Source organism: Enterobacter sp. CGMCC 5087 (assembly GCF_003144775.1).
Lineage (GTDB): Bacteria > Pseudomonadota > Gammaproteobacteria > Enterobacterales > Enterobacteriaceae > Enterobacter > Enterobacter cloacae_M.
This window is the reverse complement of the sequence record NZ_QFXN01000109.1, coordinates 53,349-76,271: the sequence shown is the minus strand read 5'-3', so window position 1 is coordinate 76,271 and position 22,923 is coordinate 53,349. Positions and strand designations below refer to the sequence as shown.

General features: G+C 52.5%; 26 protein-coding genes. 22 read left to right on the top strand and 4 right to left on the bottom strand.

From position 1 onward, the window contains the following. The first annotated feature begins 12 nt into the window (after positions 1-12). The 21 genes from DEO48_RS10570 to DEO48_RS10470 all read left to right on the top strand — a co-directional run bounded on the left by DEO48_RS10570 (position 13) and on the right by DEO48_RS10470 (position 18,068). On the top strand, positions 13-1,089 hold the full coding sequence (locus DEO48_RS10570) for a major capsid protein (RefSeq protein ID WP_032638853.1): 1,077 nt from the start codon (positions 13-15) through the stop codon (positions 1,087-1,089). 9 nt (positions 1,090-1,098) lie between these two features. Then, positions 1,099-1,392, top strand: a complete 294-nt coding sequence (locus DEO48_RS10565) for a hypothetical protein (RefSeq protein WP_109845116.1) — start codon at positions 1,099-1,101, stop codon at positions 1,390-1,392. 62 nt (positions 1,393-1,454) lie between these two features. After that, positions 1,455-1,856, top strand: a complete 402-nt coding sequence (locus DEO48_RS10560) for a hypothetical protein (protein WP_058672997.1) — start codon at positions 1,455-1,457, stop codon at positions 1,854-1,856. Beyond that, the gene (locus DEO48_RS10555) at positions 1,856-2,029 is read left to right on the top strand and encodes a hypothetical protein (protein ID WP_047719029.1); all 174 of its coding nucleotides are present in this window, start codon (positions 1,856-1,858) and stop codon (positions 2,027-2,029) included. The genes DEO48_RS10560 and DEO48_RS10555 overlap by 1 nt, the downstream gene beginning before the upstream one ends. Beyond that, positions 2,029-2,379, top strand: coding sequence for a hypothetical protein (locus DEO48_RS10550; protein ID WP_109845115.1), 351 nt, complete (start codon positions 2,029-2,031; stop codon positions 2,377-2,379). Before DEO48_RS10555 ends, DEO48_RS10550 begins: the two co-directional genes overlap by 1 nt. A 47-nt stretch (positions 2,380-2,426) precedes the next feature. Continuing rightward, positions 2,427-2,714 carry a hypothetical protein gene (locus DEO48_RS10545; RefSeq protein WP_032657172.1) on the top strand — a complete coding sequence of 96 codons (288 nt, stop codon included), beginning with the start codon at positions 2,427-2,429 and terminating at the stop codon, positions 2,712-2,714. Positions 2,715-2,775: 61 nt separating this feature from the next. Beyond that, on the top strand, positions 2,776-3,216 hold the full coding sequence (locus tag DEO48_RS10540; RefSeq protein ID WP_109845114.1) for a hypothetical protein: 441 nt from the start codon (positions 2,776-2,778) through the stop codon (positions 3,214-3,216). Further along, positions 3,213-3,596, top strand: a complete 384-nt coding sequence (locus DEO48_RS10535; protein WP_109845113.1) for a hypothetical protein — start codon at positions 3,213-3,215, stop codon at positions 3,594-3,596. The genes DEO48_RS10540 and DEO48_RS10535 overlap by 4 nt, the downstream gene beginning before the upstream one ends. A 64-nt stretch (positions 3,597-3,660) precedes the next feature. Beyond that, on the top strand, positions 3,661-4,404 hold the full coding sequence (locus DEO48_RS10530) for an Ig-like domain-containing protein (protein ID WP_109845112.1): 744 nt from the start codon (positions 3,661-3,663) through the stop codon (positions 4,402-4,404). A 57-nt stretch (positions 4,405-4,461) separates the two neighbouring features. Next, positions 4,462-5,133 carry a DUF6246 family protein gene (locus tag DEO48_RS10525; protein ID WP_109845111.1) on the top strand — a complete coding sequence of 224 codons (672 nt, stop codon included), beginning with the start codon at positions 4,462-4,464 and terminating at the stop codon, positions 5,131-5,133. 12 nt (positions 5,134-5,145) lie between these two features. Continuing rightward, the gene (locus DEO48_RS10520; protein ID WP_109845110.1) at positions 5,146-8,088 is read left to right on the top strand and encodes a phage tail tape measure protein; all 2,943 of its coding nucleotides are present in this window, start codon (positions 5,146-5,148) and stop codon (positions 8,086-8,088) included. Between the two features lies 1 nt (position 8,089). Then, positions 8,090-8,584: a hypothetical protein gene (locus DEO48_RS10515; RefSeq protein WP_109845109.1), complete on the top strand. Its 495-nt coding sequence runs from the start codon at positions 8,090-8,092 to the stop codon at positions 8,582-8,584. Further along, on the top strand, positions 8,584-9,054 hold the full coding sequence (locus DEO48_RS10510) for a hypothetical protein (RefSeq protein WP_032657161.1): 471 nt from the start codon (positions 8,584-8,586) through the stop codon (positions 9,052-9,054). The genes DEO48_RS10515 and DEO48_RS10510 overlap by 1 nt, the downstream gene beginning before the upstream one ends. Next, entirely contained in the window at positions 9,047-9,484 is a 438-nt protein-coding gene (locus DEO48_RS10505; protein ID WP_109845108.1) for a C40 family peptidase, read from the top strand. Before DEO48_RS10510 ends, DEO48_RS10505 begins: the two co-directional genes overlap by 8 nt. Next, positions 9,426-11,909 (top strand): host specificity factor TipJ family phage tail protein, encoded by a 2,484-nt coding sequence (locus DEO48_RS10500; RefSeq protein WP_109845107.1) that lies wholly within the window; start codon positions 9,426-9,428, stop codon positions 11,907-11,909. The genes DEO48_RS10505 and DEO48_RS10500 overlap by 59 nt, the downstream gene beginning before the upstream one ends. Before the next feature lie 57 nt (positions 11,910-11,966). Next, positions 11,967-14,069, top strand: a complete 2,103-nt coding sequence (locus DEO48_RS10495; protein ID WP_109845106.1) for a hypothetical protein — start codon at positions 11,967-11,969, stop codon at positions 14,067-14,069. 74 nt (positions 14,070-14,143) lie between these two features. After that, complete coding sequence (locus DEO48_RS10490; RefSeq protein ID WP_181366994.1) at positions 14,144-15,142, top strand: acyltransferase family protein; 999 nt, start codon at positions 14,144-14,146, stop codon at positions 15,140-15,142. A 272-nt stretch (positions 15,143-15,414) separates the two neighbouring features. Beyond that, a complete protein-coding gene (locus tag DEO48_RS10485; RefSeq protein ID WP_146198262.1) occupies positions 15,415-15,648 on the top strand; it encodes a hypothetical protein in 234 nt (77 codons plus the stop codon). A 179-nt stretch (positions 15,649-15,827) separates the two neighbouring features. After that, positions 15,828-16,247 carry a translesion error-prone DNA polymerase V autoproteolytic subunit gene (locus tag DEO48_RS10480; RefSeq protein ID WP_109845103.1) on the top strand — a complete coding sequence of 140 codons (420 nt, stop codon included), beginning with the start codon at positions 15,828-15,830 and terminating at the stop codon, positions 16,245-16,247. 2 nt (positions 16,248-16,249) lie between these two features. Then, entirely contained in the window at positions 16,250-17,518 is a 1,269-nt protein-coding gene (locus tag DEO48_RS10475; RefSeq protein WP_109845102.1) for a Y-family DNA polymerase, read from the top strand. A gap of 142 nt (positions 17,519-17,660) precedes the next feature. After that, on the top strand, positions 17,661-18,068 hold the full coding sequence (locus DEO48_RS10470; RefSeq protein ID WP_109845101.1) for a cell envelope integrity TolA C-terminal domain-containing protein: 408 nt from the start codon (positions 17,661-17,663) through the stop codon (positions 18,066-18,068). 65 nt (positions 18,069-18,133) lie between these two features. Here the strand turns inward: DEO48_RS10470 and DEO48_RS10465 are convergent, their stop codons facing one another. Then, positions 18,134-18,805, bottom strand: coding sequence for an SOS response-associated peptidase (locus DEO48_RS10465; protein ID WP_109845100.1), 672 nt, complete (start codon positions 18,803-18,805; stop codon positions 18,134-18,136). Between the two features lie 515 nt (positions 18,806-19,320). Further along, a complete protein-coding gene (locus DEO48_RS10460; RefSeq protein WP_109845099.1) occupies positions 19,321-20,262 on the bottom strand; it encodes a VirK/YbjX family protein in 942 nt (313 codons plus the stop codon). 165 nt (positions 20,263-20,427) lie between these two features. Here DEO48_RS10460 and pphA point away from each other — a divergent pair, with 165 nt between their 5' ends. Beyond that, positions 20,428-21,072: a protein-serine/threonine phosphatase gene (pphA, locus tag DEO48_RS10455; protein ID WP_047173214.1), complete on the top strand. Its 645-nt coding sequence runs from the start codon at positions 20,428-20,430 to the stop codon at positions 21,070-21,072. Between the two features lie 34 nt (positions 21,073-21,106). Here the strand turns inward: pphA and DEO48_RS10450 are convergent, their stop codons facing one another. Both DEO48_RS10450 and rsmF read right to left on the bottom strand, forming a co-directional pair. After that, positions 21,107-21,346: a YebV family protein gene (locus DEO48_RS10450; protein WP_008500472.1), complete on the bottom strand. Its 240-nt coding sequence runs from the start codon at positions 21,344-21,346 to the stop codon at positions 21,107-21,109. A gap of 106 nt (positions 21,347-21,452) precedes the next feature. Then, a complete protein-coding gene (rsmF, locus tag DEO48_RS10445; protein WP_109845098.1) occupies positions 21,453-22,895 on the bottom strand; it encodes a 16S rRNA (cytosine(1407)-C(5))-methyltransferase RsmF in 1,443 nt (480 codons plus the stop codon). Positions 22,896-22,923: the final 28 nt, after the last annotated feature.

The window sequence follows — 22,923 nt, the reverse complement described above, 5'->3', positions numbered from 1 at the left end:
GGACAAACACATATGTACTTCTCTAAAGAGACGCTGGCGACTAACTCACGCCTCGGCGGGCACTGGAGCGAGCTGTGGGCAAACCGTAACATGTGGAACCTGCAGAACGATTCCATCATCGCGGCTAACCGCGCAATCATGACGCCTGACATGCTGGCCTGTAACGCTGTTGGCGGTTTCTCCCGTGATTTCTGGGCTGAAATTGACAACCAGGTGCTGCAACTGCGCGATCAGGAAGTAGGCATGGAAATCGTGAACGACCTGATCGGCGTTCAGACGGTGCTTCCGGTCGGCAAGACCGCCAAGCTTTATAACGTTGTTGGCGACATCGCTGACGACGTGTCAGTAAGCATCGATGGTCAGGCACCGTTCTCCTTCGACCACACTGACTACGCGAGCGACGGTGACCCGATTCCGGTGTTCACTGCTGGTTACGGTGTTAACTGGCGTCATGCTGCTGGCCTGAACTCTGTTGGCATTGATCTGGTGCTGGACTCGCAGATGGCGAAGATGCGCAAGTTCAACCAGAAGCGCGTCAACTACTACCTGAACGGCGATTCAAAAATTCAGGTTCAGTCATATCCGGCGCAGGGCATCAAGAACCACCGTCACACCAAGAAGATTAACCTTGGATCTGGTGCTGGTGGTGCGAATATCGACCTGACTACCGCTGATATGACAGCGATCTTCGCGTTCTTCGGTAAAGGCGCATTCGGCACCACCGCGCGCACTAACAAAGTAGCCGCATACGATGTGATGTGGGTTTCTCCGGAAATCTGGGCAAACCTGGCGCAGCCGTACGTGGTTAACGGCGTTGTAAGCGGAACTGTACTGCAGGCGGTGCTGCCGTTCGCGCCAGTAAAAGAAATCCGCATGAGCTTCGCACTGAGTGGTAACGAGTTTATCGCGTACGTTCGTCGCCGTGACGTGATCTCTCCCCTGGTTGGTATGGCCGTCGGTGTTGTGCCACTGCCGCGTCCACTGCCTAACGTTAACTACAACTTCCAGATCATGTCTGCTGAAGGCCTGCAAATCACCGCAGACGATCAGGGCCTGTCTGGCGTTGTCTACGGCGCTAACCTGGCGTAAGGAAACAGCATGGCTAAATACGAAGTTGTGCGCCCATGGTACGGCGTGAAGGTAGGGCAGGTGGTGGAGTTGAAAGATCTTCATCCGGCGCTGAAGTCTAACGTCCGTCTCATGAATGGTGAGGCAGGCGGAGAACTTACCCCGTCGACGCCTGATGCCGGTACCGGTGATAAATCCCGCAAAGAGGTTATCCAGGCTCGTCTGACTGAACTGGGCATCGAGTTTAAAGGCAATCTGGGAGCTGAAAAGCTCAGTGAGCTGTTGCCGGATGGCGAACTCGAAAAGCTTTTCCCTGCTGAATAACAGCCGCCGCTAAGGCGGTTTTTTTATGCCCCGCTCCGGCGGGGTATTTCACGGAGTCGATAATGGTAACTCTCGAACAGGCAAAGGAGTATCTGGAGAGCCAGGGAATTACCATTCCCGATTTTGTTCTTCAGGCTCTCGTCGACCAGGCCAACAGCATCCAGGAGTGTCTTGATGCTCATTATCCGGCATCGACAGCGCTGCTGATTCAGCTCTATCTGCTGGCGCTTATGGGGCTCGGGCAGGGGGATAAATACATCTCCAGCCAGACGGCTCCAAGCGGGGCGTCGCGCTCTTTCCGGTATCAGTCGTTCACCGATCGCTGGAAAGCATCAGTGAACCTGCTGCGCGGGCTGGATAAGTACGGTTGTGCAACCTCCCTTATTCCTGCCGACCCTACCGCCACCCCGGCATTCGCTGGTATCTGGATCGGTAAGGGCGGCTGTATGTGCGGGGGCAAGTGATGACGTACAAATCAGTTAAGCACGGCCTGCCGCGCTCTTTCACCCGCGTCTGGGTGATTACCGACACAGGGCGGGAGACAACCGGCTACGTTAAGTCGGACGGCGAGTGGCATATCAATTGTGAGCGCATCCGGGCGACCGGCGCGAAGGTGCTGCGCTGGAAGGAGGGCTGATGTCATCGGTAGCAAACTGGTCATATACAGCCACTGCGACCATCTGGCGCAAGCTGGAGGGCAATGACGAATACGGCGATCCGCTGGGCTATACCGAACCAGAGCAAATCCTCTGTGATTACGAGGGCGGACTCAGCAAGAAGTTAGCCAGCTTGGGCGCTGAAATCGTCGTGAAGAATACCGTCTGGACGGAGTTCGCGCTGGCGGCCGCAGGTGATTACCTGCTGATTGGTGTATCGACTGAACTAGACCCGGTTGTCGCCGGTGCAGACGAGGTGCGGCAGGTTATCCGCTACGCCGACACGTTCGAGCGCCTGGCGGATGATTACGCCATCCTGACTGGAATCTGATAAACCTGTGTAATAATGGCCCAAAAAATTAACTGGAATGACAGGTGATGGGCTTTCAATATTGGCTTGCGGTATGTGGGATTTTCCTGACCGGCCCCTTTGCGTTTGTTCAGTCGATTATCTTTTTGCGACGAGGTGTCTATACAAAGACATTTAAGGGGACGACGCGAAAGGAGTACATCCATAAAGACAGCAAGCCTATTGAATACTGGTTCAGCGTTATTGCTCAAATGATTATTGGCGTTGTAATGATTGGCTTTGGATTCTGGTTATTAGATGACCTGCCTGCCTTTCATAACTGGCACACTGAAATCCGCGCAATGCTCCCTTTTTGATTCAACTTTCAATGAAACCAAACCTCGCTCAGGCGGGGTTTTTTATTGCCTGGAGAAAGCCATGGGCATCAAAGTGAAGGGTGTAGCCGAAGCAAAGAGAAATACCAACCGCATTATAAGTGAGATTGAGGGGGTAAAGGCTGTCAGAGGAGTTCAGTCTGGCCTGATGGTCGGCGGGTTAAGAGCTGCCTACTACACCCCCATCGACACATCCACACTGATTAACAGTCAGTTCAGTGAGGTTGATATGAGAGGCCATATCATCACTGGTCGGGTTGGATTTAGCGCAAATTACGCAGCATATGTCCACGAGATGCCAGGCACGCTTAAAGGCCAGCCAAGAGCCCACTTTGGAACCACCAGAGAAGGCAAGAAGTTTGGAGGCGGTCAAGAGCAAGGCACCTATTGGGGCACACACGGAGAACCTCAATTCCTCAAAAGAGGATTTGAAGAAGAGCGTGATGCGATAGACGCGGTGATGCGCAAGGAGCTTTCGCTATGACACCCATGATGCACGAGCGGGTGCGCAACATGTTTGGCGACGCCGGGCTGACTACCGGCTTCACGGTGCAGCAGCTGATGTACGAAGACCCGGGCGACCTGACGAAGGCGATCATGGTATTCAGGCCAAACGGCGGATCGAATATTCGTACTGACCTAGGCTCTGAGTATCACGTCCTGGTCGACGTTGTCGGCGCGAAGGATAAGCGCAAAGACGCGCTCAACGCCGTGCAGCGAATCGTCGATTACGTCCAGGCCAACCCCATGGCTGACGAGTGTGTCGGTTACATACAGAACATGGGCGCAATTCCCGCGCCGGTGCTCACAGAAGAAGGGCGAATAGTCTTCCGACTCCAGTTCGCCTGCACTTACGGCGAATAGCCATCCCAACCCAATAACCCGCTCTGGCGGGTTTTCTTTTTTATACGTCAAAGAGGAGTTTCACATGGCTAATTGCCAGAACTCGAACGAGCGCCTGTTCGGCGGTGCGGTCGTGCTGGAAGTCGCCGATGGCTGCCCGGATGTCAAACCACTTGAGTCTGAGTGGAAGTCTCTGGCTGCAGGCACGTCTAAAGGCTTCGACTTCAACCCTAACACGGTTACCTCTGATGCGGATGACGGCGGCGGCTATGTCGAAACCATCATCACCAACAGTGATCTCACCTTCAGCTTTGAAGGTGAAGTGCGCAAAAAAGATAAGCTGGATCAGTACGGTGTCGGTAAGTTCATCAAGTATTTCTCAGGTGAGTTGAAGGCCAAGCGTCAGACAGGTATCTGGGTGCGAATGGCATATGGCCCCGTCGAATTCATCGGCTACATGAACATCACAGCGCTGAGCTCTGACGGCGGCACCAACGACATCGTCACGTTCTCGACTGAGTTCAAAGTCGGTGACGCCAGCACTATCGAGGTGAACGAGATCAGCGAGGTCGCAGTGACTGGCGTGACGGTAACCCCTACAACCAGCACTGGCACGGCAGGTGGTTCCAGCACCTTCACGGTGAATATCGCACCAACCGGCGCAACCAACAAAGACTTCACTGTAGCGACTACCGATGCGACCAAAGCAACGGCCACCGCCTCCGGCAACACCGTTACTGTGACGCGTGTCGCCACAGGCAGCGCGCAGATCATCATCAACACCGAAGACGGCAACTTTGTGGCCGTGCATACGGTTACCGTTACCTAACGGACATTCCAAAGGGCGGCGTGCTGCCCTTGATAATGACCGTTTACTGGAAGGCCTATGACCCCTTTAACCGATATTGGCGAAATCTCTATCAGCGACAGCCGCGAAGGCGGGAAAGATTACCTGCTGCGACCTTCATTCGAGGCCATGACCAGGATCGGCACTCCGGAAGAGATTGTGCAGGCGTACGCCACCATCCACGGCAGTGATGTCGCTCAGCTGATTGAGGTTTGCGCTGGCACGCTGGGACGCTTTCCTGAATGGCTTTCTCCATCATTTAACCGCGCCGCTGAGAAGCTGTTATCAACGTGCATGCTGGTCCTGCAAGCGTGCTGCCAAGACGACCTGACGCCAATGATCGGCGAGTGGAAGGGGTGGCGGCACTGCGTGGTTTACCGCCCGGGACAAATGCCTAAAAACGATATCATCGTGCTGGCGCAGCACCTCATGCAGCACGGAGTCGTCGGCAAAGCTAAGGTCCGCCAGCTGCAGCGTCACGAAACGGGCGCGAGAACGAACGAATTTAAAGCCTTCGATTACATCAGCGCGGCGCGTAGTCACTTTGAAATGAACCGCGCAGAAGCCTCGCAGTTAACGATGACCGAATTTCAGATGCTGCTGGCGGCGAAATACCCGGACCAGAAAGGCTTCACTCGAGAAGAGTACGACAGCATCGCCGACGAATACCTGGCTAAACAGGCCGCACGCAGGGCAAAAGCAAAGCAATAACCGGAGAATGACATGGCAGGTGAGAAGAACGCCGGTAGCATCGTTTATGAAATCAGCGCCGACGTTGAGCCGCTGCTGCAGGGCGGGAAACAGGCCATTGATGCTCTGGATAAACTGGATGCTGCAGCCCAGCAGTCCGGCAAGGGAATGGATAACCTCGACCAGAGTACGTCTCAAACTGGATCCGCGTTTACTGAACTGGCCGGTTATGCCAACTCCATGGACAACCAGCTGCGCAAGCTGAACACCAACGTGAGCAGCATAGCCCGCGCTATGGAAGAGGCCCGCAGCGGTACCGGCGGTGCGAGCAACGAATTCAGCCGTGCAGAATCAATCATCGAGGCGCTGGGTAACCAGTTGGCGGTGCTGGACGAAGCGCAAGAAAATGGCGCGCGTAGTGCCGCAGTTCTGGCTGCGCAGTTGCGTGCCGGGTCGAAAGCGACAGACGAAGAAAAGCAGAAGATCGGCGAGCTTACCGGCCGCCTGTATGACATGAAGACTGGCGTTGAAAATGGCGCAAAAGGCACTGGTAGCTGGAAAACCAGCATGCAGCAGGCCGGGTACCAGGTTCAGGACTTCATCGTACAAGTGCAGGGTGGCCAGTCTGCGCTGGTGGCTTTCGCTCAGCAGGGCTCGCAGCTTGCCGGGGCGTTCGGTCCTGGCGGGGCTGTGGTTGGTGCTGTGATTGCGCTGAGTTCTGTTATCGCAGGCGTGCTGATTACTTCGCTGAATGGCGGTAAAAACGCCATGGATGCACTGAAAGACGCAGCTGAAGCGATGGATAAGGTGATCACCATCTCTCAGAATGGTGTGGCCGCGCTTTCAGACAAGTATGCTGCCCTGGCGCGCGTAAATGCCGACGTAGCTACTTTGCTGCGAAATCAGGCGCTGCTCGAGTATAACCAGGCCATCTCAAAGATTCCGAAGGCCATTAGTGACGCGTCTGATGCTTTCATTACGTTAGGCGATCGCGCCCTAGCTGCGGTTGGCGGGGCGTCACCAAGCATCAAGAAATTCAACGATGAGCTGTCAGCTCTTGGCGTCACCACCACTGACTGGAGCCAGGCCATTCAGCAGGCCAACAGCCAGGGGCAATATGCCTCTGGCATTGTGAACTCTTTATCTTCGACGGTCAGCACGCTTTCCTCACGCCTCGGTATCAGCAAGCAAGCAGCGTTTGATCTGGCAAGAGAACTTTCAGACCTGAGCAATAACCCGTCACCGGAAGCACTTCAGGAACTGGCGAAAAAACTCCAGGAAATGCAGTCCTCGTCCAAAGATGGGCAGTCAGCCATTGCTGAACTGGCTGGTAAACTTGTCGATCTGGCAAGAGAGGCGGCCAACGCGAAGATAAACGTCGACAGCCTGAATAAGTCCACGGATAACCTTACCGCCGGGCAGAAGAACCTCATCAAGCAGTCAGAGCGCAACCTGGCGCTCTCGAAGTTGCAGGGCGAGGCCCGCGCGCGGCTGCAGGCGCAATACGCCGCTGAAGATGCTGGGTTTGTGAAGGATGATCCGCATGCCAAGCAGATGGAAGATGATGCTGCAGCTACGTACAAAAATACGCAGGCACAGAAGACGCTTCAGTCTGAGCAGAAGAAAGGCGCATCACAGGCCGATTCTATTGCCCAGAAGCTGGCGAACCTGAAACAGCAATCGGAACTTGCTGCCGACTCAACGAACAAGCTGAGCCGCGAGCAGGCCATCCTGACTGCGCAGCAGTCTCTCGGAAAAGGAGCCACCAAAGAGCAGATAGCGCTGGCCGGTCAGTATGCGGCAAAAAAATGGGATACAGCAAACGCCATCAAAGCTGAAGCTGCAGCACAGAAGCTTCTCCCTGAATCGGCTGAGAACGCCAGTTACAAACAGGATGTTGAGGATCTGAATACGGCGCTGGCTGCGAAGAAAATCAGCCAGGAACAGTACAACCAGACCTCAGAACGACTGGCGGCAACGCACCAGGCTAACCTCGCGAAAATCCAGGCTCAACAGGCAGTGACGCCACAGCAGGAAGCGGTCGGCGGAGTTGACCCTGTTCAGCAGCTGGCTAACGAGAACGCCAAGAAACTCGCGCTTATTCAGGCATACGAGCAGCAGGGGCTTATTACTCACCAAAACGCCATGGCATTGCGCGCTGCAACTGACACGCAGTATGAACAGGCGCGTATCGCTGCACAGTGGGAGATATTCCGTAACCAGAGCCTTGGTAATGAGATGCTGGCCGCGAGTTTTGATTCTCTCTCCGGGAATATCTCGAATGCTTTTACCGGGATCCTGACTGGAAGCATGTCGGCGCAGGAGGCTATGCAATCTCTCGCCAGCAACGCACTGAATAGCATGATTAACGGCTTCGTTCAGATGGGCGTTGAGTGGGTGAAATCTGCCGTGATGGGTGCTGCAGCGCAAACATCTGCGATTGCCACAACCACTGCGACGCAAACCGCAGGCTTAGCTACAACCACTGCGGCAAGCACAGCGGCGGCCACTACCACAATGGCGGTCTGGACTCCTGCGGCAGCCGTTGCCTCAATCGGTTCATTCGGTGGTGCTGCGGCTATCGGTATTGCGGCCCTGATTGCCGCTATGGCGATGGCAGGCGGGATTGCCGGGAAGCGTAAGAACGGCGGTCCGGTATCTGCGGGCCGTACGTATCAGGTAGGTGAGGGCGGAATGCCTGAAATCTACCAGGCTAACAATGGCAGCCAGTACATGATCCCCGGCGATAACGGAAAGGTCATCAGCAACAAGCAGATGAATTCCGGTGCCGGCGGTAGTTCAGTGCCTGTCACTATCAACATTCAGAACTATACCGGCGCAACTGTCGACGCGCAGGCGACCCAGAACGGCAATGGAGTGACGATCGATATGATTGTTGCCGATATCAGCCAGGGCGGCCGCATCGGCCAGGCTATTCAGCAAAATCACCAGGCACCACGCAAAGCAAGGGGATAACATGCCAATTCCGTACCCTGACTGGTTGCCGCTGGCCCAGAAAGGGAAATCACCAACCACCGATACCGGATTTCGCGTCGACCAGCCTACGGTCGGCGCACCGGTGTTTCAGAAATTAACCGACGACCTGAAGACGTCATTCTCGTTAACGTGGATCTTCACGCAGGACCAGCACCGGGCATTCATGCAGTGGTTACGCAGCCCGAACTACCTCGACAACTGCAATCAGTGGTTCACGATGCCGATTGGCACCGGGACCGGAGACACCGGCGTAGAGGTTCAGGAATTGCACTTTCTCTCCTGGCCGTCATGGTCACAGTCCGGGTCCATTTTCACGTGGAGCGGTGATGTAGTTGCGCGCGAGCTGGTTAACTCTGATGACGAGTTTGACGACATTATAGTTGAGTTGCCGCCGCCGTGGGGATCATGGCTGGACATCATTGTCACGGGCTATCCTGACGGGCGCGACCCGGAGAGTTTACCTAAGGTGCCATAATGCCGACGCTCAGAGAATTTCAGAGCCGAAGGCCAAACCGGATCCTGTACGAAACCATCACGTTTTACAGCCCGGTCTTTGGCTATATCAGGCTCGTCAATAACCAGATTTTCCCCAAAACGCTCGGCGGCCAGGTCTACACACCTTGCCGCATGGAGTTAACCGAAAGCCAGCAGAGCAACACGCCGATCCTCGACAGCACCGTCAAATTTGGCCGACTGGCGCAGGACTTCAAGCAGCAACTAAAGCAGTGGAAAGCCTACTCGCGCATCACGCCAATCTCGGCGACGTACCAGCAGTTTGATGCAGCCGACATGTCCACGGCCATCAAGTCGTGGACGCTCTACGTCAGTGACTGCTCGATGGACGACAAGGACGTGACGTGCAGCCTGACGCGCGTAAATCCGCTTAATCGCAACGTCGGTCGGCTGTACACAGTCGAAGAATATCCGGGGCTCCAGAATGCTTAAAGACGAGTTCATTTCGTTGGTTGAGGGCATCCCCTGGAATAATCGCGCCTGCAGCTTTGACGCTGCTGACTGCTGGGGCCTGGTGGTCCTCTATTACCGCCACGTTCTGGGGATCGAGATTCACCAGACGGTGGATTACGAATCCGGGCGCGACTTCATGACGTGCTATGACGCTGATGTCGTGTTCTGGCAGCCGGGCGCCACTTTCACGGAGGACGGGATCTTCGTCGCCTGGGTTGGCAGTCAGCCGGTGCATGTTGGTCTGATTGTCGACGGTCGCGCGCTGCACAGTCGCGGGGAAAATGGACACGTCAGGTTCGACGCCATCCGGACCATTCAGAAGCTATTCACCAGAGTGGAGTTTTACACCTATGCCGGTAATCGAGATTCAGCGCATTCCGGGGATGCCGAAGGACCGGGCGATTGTTAAAGCCGGCACGGTATTTTCCGAGTGGCTTGAGCAGGAAAGTTTTCACCGCGATATTCGCATCAACGTTAACGGCAAAGAACTGCAGCCTGATGACGAACTGGATTTTGCACTTCAGGGCGACGACCGGGTAATAATCTTCGACCAGCCGAAAAGTGGCGGTCTTGTCGGCACGTTGTTAAATCCGCTCGAGCACCTGAACCCAATCAAATTCACCCAAAAGGTGTTGTCTTCGCTAATACCGAAGCCAAACACGAACGCCGGTGCCGGAAACAGCAAGACCTCACCGAATAACAGCCTGAAGGGGCAGACTAACATCGCGCGCAATGGCGAGGCCAAGCCGGACAATTTCGGCCAGGTCCGCTCTTTCCCGGATCTGGCTCAGGAATCGCTATTCGAATACATCAGCAACCTGAAATACATCACTGAGCTGATGGTATTTGGTCTGGGGAAATACGACGTAACGTCAGTGCGCTTCTCTGAGTCGAACCTCGGTTCTATGGCTGGTGCAAGCTACACCATTTACCAGCCAGGTGATGTCATTCCGGTAGTGAATGAGGGCTATCAATTCGACGATGTCGACGGGCAGGAAGTGCCAGGCCTTAACGAGAGCGGCGATTTCCCGATCGAGACGGCGACAGCAAACACCGTCATCAGCGGCGTATATGCTGGCGGCCAGATAGCGATGAAAATCGTTAAACAGGCGGACTTCGATTACTTCGCTGACCTGACTTTCCCGCACCCGGTAACGTTCACTATTAACGTTACGTACCCGATCACCGGCGGTACTCGAACGGAAGATGTCACGCTGTCAGGGCGCCTTATCAGCTTTGCGGAGACAAACGATGGGTCTGTTGTCAGTCCGGTTTACTATTACACGTTCACGTTCGATAACCTGAATGGTCCGTCCATCCCCATCCAGGACGCCACAATTAACACAACCAAGTTCATCCTGAACGATAACGCCGCGCTGATCGTCGGTCCGTTCTTCTCTCCGATACCATCAAGCCAGCTGTGGCTGCATACGCAGTCCGGGCTCGGCGGGAAAAGCGAAACGAACTGGGTTGTAAACATCTGGAAGGTCGACAATGACAACAATATGATCCCCGGAACTGAACAGACGTTTACATACCGGCAGACGACGCCACACCAATACATGTCGGAGACGTTTAACCGGACTGACAAGCTCACCCCGGCTGGCGGGTTTGGACGTTATGCGATCACCTTCAAGAGGACCGATAACAGTAGCGATGCCAGTAAACTTCAGGTCGAAGAAATCCACGCGGTAAACGTCAGAACTAACGTCGTTCATGCTGAAGATTCTCTGGTAATGGTGAAGGTCAGGGCTACAGAGAACGCCACAAGCGGGCGCGATAGGAAGTACAACGCGCTAATCACCCGCCACGTCATCAGCTACAACATGACGACGCAGCAGGTCGACTACACGCTCAGGCCATCGCGCAAGTTTGCAGATATTGCGCTGTTTAACTGGCTGGTGGTTGGGCAACAGCCGGAGTCGAGCATTGATATTTACGGTCTGTACCAGATACAGGCTCAAATTGACGCTATCGACCCGCGTCTGGGGTATTTCGATTTTACCTTTGACGATGAGGATGTGTCGCTCGGATCGAGGATGGAGACTATTTGCGACGCCGCCAGCGTATCGGTTTACGACGACAATGGCGTGCTGTCATTCACCAGAGACGGAAAAAAGACGTCTGCGGCCACGATATTTAACCGCTCAAACACCAGGCCTGATGGTTACTCGCTCTCCTACGACATGACGCTTCCTGGCGGCTATGACGGCGTGGAGGTGCAGTATCGCAACCCGGACACCAATAAGCAGGACTTTGTCCGGTACCGGATATCAGGCAATTCCATCATTGAAGGATCGCCGGCCAAAGCGAAGAAGTTCGAAATGCTGTACGTCAGGAATCGCTTCCAGGCAGACGAGCGCGCGCTTCGCGAGTGCAAGCGGCTTATCTACTCCCGCATGACCATGCAAATCACCGCCATGGCCGACGGAGAGTGGGTAAACATCGGTGACATGGTTCAGGTGCCGGACACATACGACACCAACCAGCAGGCCGGTTATATCGTTTCGCGAGTCGGGAATGACTTCGAGACCAGTGAGCGTATCAATTTCTCAGGAACCATGTTTGTGCAGGTCACGGATTCTTCCGGCGCCACCACGGCGCGATACCCGGCCTCTCTGCGTGCTGATACTGCGTTCGGCTTTACGGCAGCTATCCCGAATATCGAGCTCAATCTATTTGATGGTTTCAACGTCCAGTCACCTTCCCGATACGTCATTGCCACTTCTCAGGAGCTTGATGCAGGGCAGTGGACTATCACGGCTAAGCAACCAGACGGCAAGGGAAGCACCGCATTAACCCTCGCTGAATATAGCGATCTTATTTACCAATAAGAACCTTCCAGACCATCACAACCCGGCCACTGCGCCGGGTTTTTTTATGGAATCAATATGGCTACTCAACCAACACAAAATCCAGTACCAAGCGAATCACCTCGCGACCTGAAGTTTAACGCGGGAAAAATTGACGAGGAAGTAACCAGCACTACCCAGACGTACTATGTTGATCGCTTTGGCAATAAGCATCAGACCAATCATGGGAGGGAGGTAGCATTCGGAGAGTCGCTACAGGTATTTGAGCAGAATGGTGAAAACGCGATCTCTAATTTTGTGAATGAATCACAGGCAGCTATCGCGGCATATGGGTATATCACTGTAGATTCGTTCCAGGCTGGCGCGACTATCACGCGGCATAACGAAATCCTCCGAGATACCTCCACTGGTGAATACTATCGCTGGGATGGAGCTATTCCTTCAGGTGGCATTGTAGTTCCTCCAGGCTCCACGCCCGAAACTGCAGGGGGAATTGGACTTGGAAAATGGATTTCAGTTGGGGATGGGTCGTTGCGGACAAATCTTGCCTCCTTTGACGGTAGCAAGCTTGTTGGAATTTGCGAAACTATTGCTGAACTGAAGAATGTCACGGCAAAGGCAGGTGAACGAATCCAAGTAAAAGGCTATCAGCCCTTCACTACCGTTGGTGGAGGAGACTTTGTCTACATTGAGAGCATTCCGGAAGGCTGGCATGATGAAGGTATTTATATCAAATCGACAGCTATGAGCGGATACTGGCAAAGGCTTGGCACGCCAACAGGGATGGATCTCTTCAACTGGGGGCTGTCGAATAACCCAGATACAACTATTACAGATCTCGGGGAAGTTTTGAACCGAGCGATGATTCACAATCGAGCGCCGGTTATCCCCGCCGGAACCTGGTTAATGTCAAGCATAGCCAGCATCCCCTCCTACACAGTCGTATCCGGAATGGGGATAGGCAATACGGTCGTCCTGCGAGAAGGATCGACAAATTCGCTCTTCATGAATAAATCAGACGGCACGGTCGGCGGTTATGGAGCAACGGTCGGCATCGCACTTCAAGATTTTACCATTGACGCGCGAATGGATGATTATCCAGCCCCCTGCACACCTGTAGGCACAGGACACGCCACGTCTGTAAGAATTTCAAGGCTGGAAATCAATAACGTCCCTGGCCGTTGGCACGCAATAGAACTCAATGCTACTTATGACGGGGTGATTGAGGATTGTAGATTCAGTCGTGGCGGTCTGGATATGTATGACGGAGAGTGTATTCAGCTGGACGCAGCAATAGATGGCGGCCCCTTCCCGTGGTTCGGACCATATGATTTAACGGTTTGCGGAAAAATAGTTATCAACCGTTGCACATTTAGTGACTGGTCATCTGCGGTGGGGAGTCATTCAGGGGTGACGGGGAGTCGCTGGGTTGATTTGCGAATTACAGATTGTGATATGTTCGTAAGTAAAGCGGGGATTAAATGCATTGGTTGGTCCGGTGTCATTATAAGCAGGAACAGAATTTTATATTCAAAAGCGAATGGATATCCTGACACTGTAACATTTTATCCAATTATACTCAGGCCAAGCGCTAATGTTGTCAATGCCGATGTTATTATTTCTGACAATCAAATTGTTTGGGAAATGGATAATGTTACAGGTGCAGATCACAGGGGCATCCAGATAAAAGGGAATGGAACTGACTCTACCGGGTCTTACCGAAACGTGCTTATAAGTAATAACATTCTGCGCGGCTGCTTTAGAACGCACATATCAGTTGACGATATCATTAATGTGAAAATTGACAATAATAAAGTTCAACAAATTGGTACATACGCTTCAGGTGCCTCAAATTTTGCAGGGATCGCTTTGTATGGTACCAGAAGTGGAACAATTACTAATAATACCATTGAAAGTACCTTTAATTTAGTGGCGAGCAAAGGTACCCAAACCATAAACATGGATAGGGTAGTAGTTACTGGAAATGATGTCTCTGGCAATATTGGTATAGATAATGAATTCCTGAATCAGGTCGTCACTGGAAATATTTGCTACTCAATCGGAGGAGGAACAAAAACATTGGCTGCTAGAAATGTTGGTAAGTATAGAAGTCAGACCGTAATTTGTCTCGGTAACGTTGAGACTGGTGTTGCGTACGAGGCACAGATAACGGCAGGCTGAAAATTAGTGCATATCAACGCCTCATTTGATAGGGTATGAGGCATCAAAAATATACCGATACCAGTGAGACTACGATGCAACAAAGGGATGAAAAGATAGACAACATCAAAGGCGCGCTTATGTTGTTAGTAATATTTGGGCACATGATCGAGCCTCTTATAAATGCCAATCGGATGCTTAGCGATATTTATAATTTTGTCTATCTTTTTCATATCCCGGCCTTTGTTCTTTTATCTGGTTATCTTTCAGGGTACTCATCAAGCATCAAATGGAATTCATTGATGAAAGGGATAGTTATTCCTTTATTAATGTTTAGTGTTATCTATGAATTGCCAGATCTACTTAATACGGAGAATATTTCAGGTTATCTGAGGACTTTAACACCAAACTGGATACTCTGGTTTCTCGTTAGTATGTTCTTTTGGCGACTCATGACTCCGTTGGTAATGATTGTTCGCTTTGCAATTCCTTTGTCGATATTGCTCTCAATTTTGATATCATTAACTTCTGTAGATGGATACACATATGGTGTATTTCGAACGATTATATTCTTCCCGTTTTATTTGATAGGGGTGATGTTAAATCCACAACAAGAGAAGCTCAAAGGCGTTCAAGTAAAGCACTTACTATCTTTGGGATCGCTTGCACTGTTAGTTTCAATTCCTCTTATGAATCTACCATTTAATCGTTACTTCTTGTACGGTGTTGCTCCATTTGGAGCTTTCGGTTATACAAATGAAATGGGTATAATTCAGCGGATAGAGTATTACCCCATAGCATTTATAACCATAATACTATTCTCTTTTGCAATGGCAAATTGCAAAATGTTCGGGGTCATCGGGAAAAATTCATTGTACGTCTATCTGTGGCACGGCCTGATCGTGAAATACTATTTCTGGCCACAGGTCATCAGTTCGATGCCCGTGACCTGGAAAGCCATTGCTTTGGCAGTGACAGTTAGCTTAGTGCTTGGTTACTTGTTGTCGACCAGATACGTCGTAACCTTGACAAACTTTGTGATAGATATGCTCTACAGGCTGCTAGTCAGGCAGCAACTAAAATCAGTATCGTGATGCACAGCCCACCCAGGCGGGCTTTTTCCATTTAACGATTCTAAGGCTGCTTAATCATTCAAACCCGCTTCGGCGGGTTTTTCACAACTAAATTCCCAGCACCAACCGCCACTTATAAATCAATTCACTCGCTTCGCTTGATCCCTGTCCCGTATTAATAATACTGTGTATATATACAGTTTATTCGTGAGGTGACTATGCCTAGCACAGCAGACATGCCCGTCGCATTCGCTACGGCCGTAGAGCCATTCCTTTCTCAATCAGCAACCATTGTGGAAACGCAGGAAGGGTATGATGTCATAGAGAACTCAACGCTGTTTAAGCGCGGAGATACATTGCTCATCTGGTTTTGCGGCCGCCAGCAGCATGCGTACTGGGCCGGTGAAGCGCTCATTACTGATGATGGCGAGGTCATAGAAGGCGATGCGCTAGATGATGTTCGCCTGGTTGGTGTTGTTACGCATACCATTCGCCCAGTCGGTTCAGACGAAAACCCCTTCATGTAGTATTCAAAGTGAGCGATCGACACTCATCCTTCTGAAATTTACAAATACTAAAAAACTAATAGCCCTACAGGCTTAGAAGCGAAGCGGCCAGGAAGTAGCCACACAGAAACAAGTGACCATCTTGATCAGTGCCTCAGTTAAAACTACTGTATATAAAAACAGTGTTAGAGGTATGCATCATGGAGTTCTTCAGACCGGCAGAATTACGCGAAATTATTGCTATCCCGCTGTTCAGCGATTTGGTGCAATGTGGGTTCCCCAGTCCTGCAGCAGACTACGTTGAACAGCGCATTGATCTCAATGAGTTGCTTGTGTCCCATCCCAGTTCGACGTATTTCGTAAAAGCTGCAGGCGACTCGATGATTGAGGCCGGGATCAGCGACGGCGATCTGCTGGTGGTGGATAGTTCCAGGACCGCTGAGCACGGTGATATTGTCATCGCCGCTGTAGAAGGGGAGTTCACTGTTAAACGACTGCAGCTGCGCCCGACAGTCCAGCTCATGCCGATGAACAGCGCTTACTCACCGATCATCGTTGGCAGCGAAGATACGCTTGATGTATTCGGTGTCGTGACTTTCATCGTCAAATCGGCGAGCTAAGTATGTTCGCGCTCTGTGATGTGAATTCGTTCTACGCATCATGCGAGACCGTGTTCAGGCCAGATCTGAGAGGGCGCCCGGTTGTTGTTCTCTCGAACAATGATGGCTGTGTAATCGCGCGCAGCGCCGAGGCCAAGGCCGCCGGAATTACAATGGGGGAACCATTCTTCAAGCAAAAGGACTTATTCCGGCGCGCTGGCGTTGTTTGCTTCAGCAGCAATTACGAGCTGTACGCAGACATGTCGAACCGGGTAATGACGACGCTCGAGGAAATGAGCCCTCGCGTCGAAATTTACAGCATCGACGAAGCTTTTTGCGACCTGACTGGCGTACGCAACTGTCGGGACCTTACAGAGTTCGGCAAAGAAATCCGCGCGACGGTTCTGAAGCGTACGCACCTGACTGTCGGGGTTGGCATTGCCCAGACAAAGACACTGGCGAAGCTCGCAAACCATGCCGCCAAAAAATGGCAGCGGCAAACGGGTGGGGTAGTGGACCTATCTAATATCGATCGCCAGCGCCGACTGCTTTCTCTGGTTCCAGTGGAGGACGTCTGGGGCGTCGGCAGGCGCATCAGCAAAAAGCTTAACGCTATGGGCATAAAAACAGCCCTAGACCTCTCAGAGCAAAGCACCTGGATTATTCGCAAACATTTTAATGTCTTGCTGGAGCGAACCGTCCGGGAGCTGCGCGGTGAGCCATGTCTCGATCTGGAGGAGTTTGCACCGGCAAAACAGGAAATTGTCTGCAGTCGGTCATTTGGCGAACGCGTCACCGGGTACGAACAGATGCGCCAGGCCATTTGCAGCTATGCGGCGCGTGGCGCCGAAAAGCTTCGCAGCGAGCATCAGTACTGCCGCTTTATCTCTGCGTTCGTGAAAACCTCACCATTCGCGCTTAATGAGCCGTATTACGGTAACAGTGCTTCAATGAAGCTTCTCACCCCCACCCAAGATTCCCGCGACATCATCAACGCCGCAGTAAAGTGCCTGGACAAAATCTGGAAGGATGGTCACCGCTATCAAAAGGCTGGCATTATGCTGGGCGACTTCTTCAGCCAAGGGGTGGCTCAGCTCAACCTTTTTGATGAAAACGCACCGCGCGCAGGAAGTGACAGACTGATGGAGGTGCTCGATCACCTGAACGCTAAAGATGGAAAAGGCACGCTCTACTTTGCCGGGCAGGGCATACAGCAGCAATGGCAGATGAAGCGGGAAATGCTGTCGCCTAGATATACGACGAGATTTTCAGATCTGCTTAGAGTCCGATAAATTTTCTTGATGTCTTGGTCCGCTATATTCCTGAAGGGGACGAGGAATTGCTATTGCAAAAAAATTAGTGGTTAAAAAGATGGCAGAATGAAGGAAGAATGTGGCAACATTGCTGAGGTTTAAAGGGAATTAGGGGAAAGATATGGGATTATCTAATCCAGTAAAGAAAATCGTTATATTAACTATTGCGTTCAGTCTGGTCGCGGGTTGTGCGCCGTTGCATCCTTCCGACTGCCATAAGACCACAGCTACGGGTAATTGCAGTTCAGGACGCTGGGATGATCAGGATGAATGGGGTAAGCAAGCTCGGGCAATCAGGGCGGCAATAAATGACAAACTTGATGAGCCTCAGAACTGGAAGGGAAAAAAATGCAGGTTGCATATTGAATTTGCTCAGGATGGCACGGCTTTAAAAATATCAACCAGCAATGGTAATAAAGCCTATTGCAAAGCGATTGAATCAGCAGCCCATAAAGCTAAATTCCCGGCCTTCAACAATCCGGAAGTCTACAGAGATTTTCAAAAATCCGGCTTTAATATGGGCGGATAGCAAGGCGATGCCTATCTAATGTTCACTTCTCGCTCATTTAGAACGCGTCTGGTCTCTTTAACTTTTCATTGTACCGCCTCGATTAGCTCCGGCCCCTGGTTCTTCACATTATCCACGGCGCGCGTCACAGCGTGCCAGATAAACTTGTCTGCTGGCACAGCACCGTCGGCCGCTATCTCTTCAGCCTCTTTTCCGCCTATATCCTGGCGCATCCACACCCGGGCCGCTTCAGGCGACATAACCAGTGGCCTACGGTCGTGAATATCTATCAGACCTTTATCTGCTGCCGATGTCACTATCAGAAAACCTTCTGCTTCATCGCCGCGCTCGAATGGTGTGCTGCCGATCGCGGCCATAAATATTGGCTGTCCGTCGGCGCGGTGAATGAAGTAGGGCTGTTTCTTGTCGCCTTCTTTCTTCCATTCAAACCATCCATCCGCAAAGCAGATCGCCCGGCCATGCTGCCATAACGGCTTAAACATGCGGCTTGTGGCCGCCGTCTCGACGCGCGCGTTTATCAGAGGTGCTTTATCCCACCACCCGGGCGCGTAAGACCACAGGACAGGATCGAGGTGCAACTGTTCGTCTCGTTCGCTCAGCAGTAGGACTTTGGTACCCGGCGCGACGTTGTACCGGCCAATCGGTTCCGGGTCGTATGCGATGTCGCGATCAGCTTCATCGGCTAGGTAAGCCAGATATTCTTCACGGGTTTGTGCTTGTGCAAAACGTCCACACATAGAAACCTCCAGTCAGTCAGACTGAAAGTATAGGGCAGGGAGAAAAAACAGGTGCGCACCGAAACTTTATGATTTTGAAACAGGGGCATGATGATGGAAGTCAGCGAGGCGGTAAAGCGGGGCTTTGCGAAACTGGAAGGAGCTACGCAAAGTTAGGGATATTTCGGATCGAACCGATCCCGAAGTACACTCGTCGCCCACTCGAAAAACGTGGCAACGGTTTGATATTGAATGGATGTATTGGTAAGCATTGAAACCCGTATTTAACGGGTTTCTGATATGTAAGTGCTTGAATGCTATCAAGAAAGGCTGGTTGTAGCGGAAACAGGAATCGTATTCGGTCTCTTTTTATCTGTATGAAAGTAAACGCGTAATCCCAACGCAATCTTTCTCATACAGCGCGTACATCCTGTACGTCCTGCTAAAACATAACACAACACAGCATGCCGAAGTCCAGCCCTTTTTGCCAGTTTTGTTAAATTTTCGTGTACAGTCGGATAAAGCAAGAGTCATCGTTAAAAGCGGGACTTCACGGACGCCTCTATTTCATCGAGCAGCTCAAAGCGACGGCGGTATTCGGCACGTTTTTTACTGGCAATCTCTTCAAGGGATTTACGCTCCATTTGCAGCGGCAGCTGCCAGCAGAAGGCCGAAAGCTTTTTACCGTCCAGAGATGCCCAAAATTCATCGTAGCTGGCGTGGAAATGGCGGCCTTTGCTCAGGCGATATCGCAACGCGCGGAAAACGTGCCCCTCGTCGCTGACGGCAAAAATCGCCCGGACAGATGACTGCGCAGCCAGCTGAAAAAGAACTTCCATCAATACGCGCTTAGGGAACAGGCCGTGGCAGGCGCGGGTGGCCTGTTTAATGGCGTCTCGTGATACGCAGCGACGGGGCCCCTGAAGCCCGCCAATGACCATGACTTGTTGACCGTTGCTGCGTGCGACGCTAAAGGTCAGGCTGGCCAGCAGCGTATCCTCGTTGTCGTGTAGCCACAGCGTGCTTTCTCCTTCGCGCTCGGCTTTTCCCGCAGAGGAAGCATTGACCGTATAGGTTACGCCGTCTTTAGCATGGAACTGCACAACGGTTTGCTCCTGCGGGCTCGTCAGGGCCTGAGCGAGACCGCTCTCTTTCAGGCTATCAATCCAGTAGTAATGGTTGACGATAGCGTCGGCGCGATCGTTAGCCGTCAGGCCGCGCATCAGATACTGTCGGTGGGTCTTGCTGGGCAACGTAATTTGAGAGGCCAGCAGCCTGTCGAAATCGTCGCGACCCGAAAGGGCTTCCAGCATGCGATGGGTGGAGGACCAGAACAGAAGCGAGCGTAAAAGGAACTTCAGACGATATTCGCGTTTGCGCCAGATCGGACCCGGCACGCGTTTGCCGTTCACCAGCTCGGAAATAATATTTGTGCGATGCGGATAAAAAACATCGTTATGCAGGTGCGTATTAGACACGTGAAGACCCTCTTTTTTTATACCCTTATTCTAAAGAGCCAATAAAAAGGGATTAATAGCGCGAGGATCTTTATTTCTGTTTGGTTTACCGTTTGTTTGACTTCGTGATGACCGCGCCTGTCTGTTGCCTTTTCTGCGGCGGCTATACTGTTTAAAGGAGGTCCTATGTATCAGCGAATTGAAGGTGGGATGTGGCGTCACGTCTGGGTTGTCAGCGATATACACGGTTGTTACCAGTGGCTTATGGATGAGCTTAAACGCCGTCATTTTAACCCATATGAGGATTTACTTATTTCAGTCGGGGATGTGATCGATCGTGGCCCTGATAGCGTTAAATGCCTGCAGTTAATTCATGAAAAATGGTTTCGTGCCGTGCGTGGAAACCATGAGCAAATGGCTCTCGACAGTCTGGATAATAACGATTTTTCTCTCTGGACGATGAATGGTGGAATATGGTTTTCGCATCTTGAACGCGACCAGCAGCAGCTTGCCCTGTCGTTGCTCGACGCCTGTCGCGATTTACCGCATATCATCGAGATAACCTGTGCGAACGGTCTGAATGTGATTGCCCATGCTGATTATCCGGCCGCGGAATACTGTTGGCAAAAACCGGTTAGCGCCCAGCGCGTCTTATGGAACCGCGACAGGCTGATGGGATTTATGGTGGGCAAAGGAGAGGGCATCAGCGGCGCGGATCATTTCTGGTTTGGGCATACGCCCCTCGACAGAAGATACGATTTTAATAATCTGCACTACATTGATACGGGGGCTGTTTTCGACGGTTACTTCACGCTGGCGCAGCTGCAGTAATAAATAACCCGCCTTCGGGCGGGTTCTCTTTAGGTCAGGCAAGACGCATGACCCAGGCATCGGTTTTGCTATCGTAATGCTCACGGTAAAGGACAGAATGTTCGCCATCAAGTATTGCCGGGACGCTGGTGTCTGCATCCCATGCATCGAGCTGCATGCACAAATCCGGGTCGGATTTGCAGGGAATACTTAACGTTCGATCGCCTTGTGCTTCGCCGCGCAGCTCTGCGTCGTCGATCTCAAAAGCGCCAATACGCACGCTGGTTTTCGTCATAGTGCTCTCCGGGTCGGTTGTCAAAATCTGGTATGACCAGTGCGATCACCCATTTTTGATCGTAGACAAGGAGAGCAAAATCGCCAGTAAAAAAATGCGCTTTTTTTCAGGCTGTGCGATCGTTACCGGTAAACAGACGGCCATCCCGAACCAGCTCGCGCGGATAGCTGTTTTTCAGCCTTGAGCCGACTTTTTTTGCCAGCCCCAGCGGATATCCCTGATACGTCACTATCACTTCATCGCCTGATGGCGTGCTGTCCGGATAGACATCGCGACCACGGTACCACTCTTCGGCTTCCTGATGCGTCAGGGCAAAGGTATTCTCGCATCCGGCAAGGGCGATAACGGCCTCATGCTGCCAGCGATAGCCTTTGTTATGCACTTCCGCCAGGCGGATCCCGATTCGCGAAAAACGGACCTTTCCGATGAGCGGCTCGATCTGTGCCGGGAACAGCCATATCTCTTTATCACGCATCCAGGGGTGCAGACTCTCATCCCAGACCAGCCCAACCTTTTTGGCGGCGGCTTCAAGCTGTGCTGCATCGCGACCTTTAAGGGGAGCAAACGGGAAGTTGCCGACCTTAAATTTAGGCGCGGGCAGGGGAGCAACCGCCTGCGTTTTACGCAGACGCGCCACAAAGAACCCTTCGCAGTCGTAAATCTGCGGGAACACGTTGAGGAAACCCTCCGGCGTGACCGCCTCCTGTGCCGAGGCGAACAGATCGTTAAGCGGCAGAAACTCCACGGCATCCGGGTAGTTCGCTTTCAGCCACAGGCAGACGTCTTCGTTTTCATCGCGGTTTAAGGTGCACGTTGAATAGACCAGCGTGCCGCCTGGACGCAGGGCATGGAATGCGCTCTCGATCAGCTCGCGCTGCGTGGCGGCGATCTCAAGGTTGCTTTCCACGGACCAGTTTTTTAACGCATCGGGATCTTTACGCACCACTCCTTCGCCGGAGCAGGGGGCGTCCAGCAGAATGGCATCGAAGGCTTCCGGTAAGGCGGCGCCAAACACGCGTCCGTCGAAGTGCGTCAGGGCAACATTATGAATACCGCAGCGGCTGATGTTGGCATGCAGCACCTTCACGCGGCTGGCGGAAAACTCGTTGGCGAGTATCGCCCCGTGGTTACCCATCCGGGCGGCAATTTGCGTGGTTTTCGAGCCGGGCGCCGCGGCAACATCCATCACGCGTTCAGGCGCATTGCCATCGGCGAACAGGGCGGCCACCGGCAGCATCGAGCTGGCTTCCTGAATATAGAACAGACCGCTCAGATGTTCAGCGGTACTGCCCAGCGGCAGCGAGGCTTCGTCATCGCGTTCGATCCAGAAACCCTCGGCGCACCACGGGACCGGCGTAAGCTGCCAGCCGTACGGCGAGACCAGCGCCAGAAAATCATCGACGCTGATTTTCAGCGTGTTGACGCGAATACTTCGGCGTAACGGACGCTGGCAGGCGGCGATAAAATCGTCTAACGACAGGTGAGAGGGAAGCGCCTCGCGCATCTGCGCCAGGAATTGTTCAGGAAGAAATACGGAGTTTTGAGCCACGGGCACACCACAGGGAAAAGTTCAGGTG

Bases quoted from the DNA above. Each gene is read 5' to 3' on its own strand.
- DEO48_RS10570 (WP_032638853.1), top strand. From the start codon at position 13: ATGTACTTCTCTAAAGAGACGCTGGCGACTAACTCACGCCTCGGCGGG.
- DEO48_RS10565 (WP_109845116.1), top strand. From the start codon at position 1,099: ATGGCTAAATACGAAGTTGTGCGCCCATGGTACGGCGTGAAGGTAGGG.
- DEO48_RS10560 (WP_058672997.1), top strand. From the start codon at position 1,455: ATGGTAACTCTCGAACAGGCAAAGGAGTATCTGGAGAGCCAGGGAATT.
- DEO48_RS10555 (WP_047719029.1), top strand. From the start codon at position 1,856: ATGACGTACAAATCAGTTAAGCACGGCCTGCCGCGCTCTTTCACCCGC.
- DEO48_RS10550 (WP_109845115.1), top strand. From the start codon at position 2,029: ATGTCATCGGTAGCAAACTGGTCATATACAGCCACTGCGACCATCTGG.
- DEO48_RS10545 (WP_032657172.1), top strand. From the start codon at position 2,427: ATGGGCTTTCAATATTGGCTTGCGGTATGTGGGATTTTCCTGACCGGC.
- DEO48_RS10540 (WP_109845114.1), top strand. From the start codon at position 2,776: ATGGGCATCAAAGTGAAGGGTGTAGCCGAAGCAAAGAGAAATACCAAC.
- DEO48_RS10535 (WP_109845113.1), top strand. From the start codon at position 3,213: ATGACACCCATGATGCACGAGCGGGTGCGCAACATGTTTGGCGACGCC.
- DEO48_RS10530 (WP_109845112.1), top strand. From the start codon at position 3,661: ATGGCTAATTGCCAGAACTCGAACGAGCGCCTGTTCGGCGGTGCGGTC.
- DEO48_RS10525 (WP_109845111.1), top strand. From the start codon at position 4,462: ATGACCCCTTTAACCGATATTGGCGAAATCTCTATCAGCGACAGCCGC.
- DEO48_RS10520 (WP_109845110.1), top strand. From the start codon at position 5,146: ATGGCAGGTGAGAAGAACGCCGGTAGCATCGTTTATGAAATCAGCGCC.
- DEO48_RS10515 (WP_109845109.1), top strand. From the start codon at position 8,090: ATGCCAATTCCGTACCCTGACTGGTTGCCGCTGGCCCAGAAAGGGAAA.
- DEO48_RS10510 (WP_032657161.1), top strand. From the start codon at position 8,584: ATGCCGACGCTCAGAGAATTTCAGAGCCGAAGGCCAAACCGGATCCTG.
- DEO48_RS10505 (WP_109845108.1), top strand. From the start codon at position 9,047: ATGCTTAAAGACGAGTTCATTTCGTTGGTTGAGGGCATCCCCTGGAAT.
- DEO48_RS10500 (WP_109845107.1), top strand. From the start codon at position 9,426: ATGCCGGTAATCGAGATTCAGCGCATTCCGGGGATGCCGAAGGACCGG.
- DEO48_RS10495 (WP_109845106.1), top strand. From the start codon at position 11,967: ATGGCTACTCAACCAACACAAAATCCAGTACCAAGCGAATCACCTCGC.
- DEO48_RS10490 (WP_181366994.1), top strand. From the start codon at position 14,144: ATGCAACAAAGGGATGAAAAGATAGACAACATCAAAGGCGCGCTTATG.
- DEO48_RS10480 (WP_109845103.1), top strand. From the start codon at position 15,828: ATGGAGTTCTTCAGACCGGCAGAATTACGCGAAATTATTGCTATCCCG.
- DEO48_RS10475 (WP_109845102.1), top strand. From the start codon at position 16,250: ATGTTCGCGCTCTGTGATGTGAATTCGTTCTACGCATCATGCGAGACC.
- DEO48_RS10470 (WP_109845101.1), top strand. From the start codon at position 17,661: ATGGGATTATCTAATCCAGTAAAGAAAATCGTTATATTAACTATTGCG.
- DEO48_RS10465 (WP_109845100.1), bottom strand. From the start codon at position 18,805: ATGTGTGGACGTTTTGCACAAGCACAAACCCGTGAAGAATATCTGGCT.
- pphA (WP_047173214.1), top strand. From the start codon at position 20,428: ATGTATCAGCGAATTGAAGGTGGGATGTGGCGTCACGTCTGGGTTGTC.
- DEO48_RS10450 (WP_008500472.1), bottom strand. From the start codon at position 21,346: ATGACGAAAACCAGCGTGCGTATTGGCGCTTTTGAGATCGACGACGCA.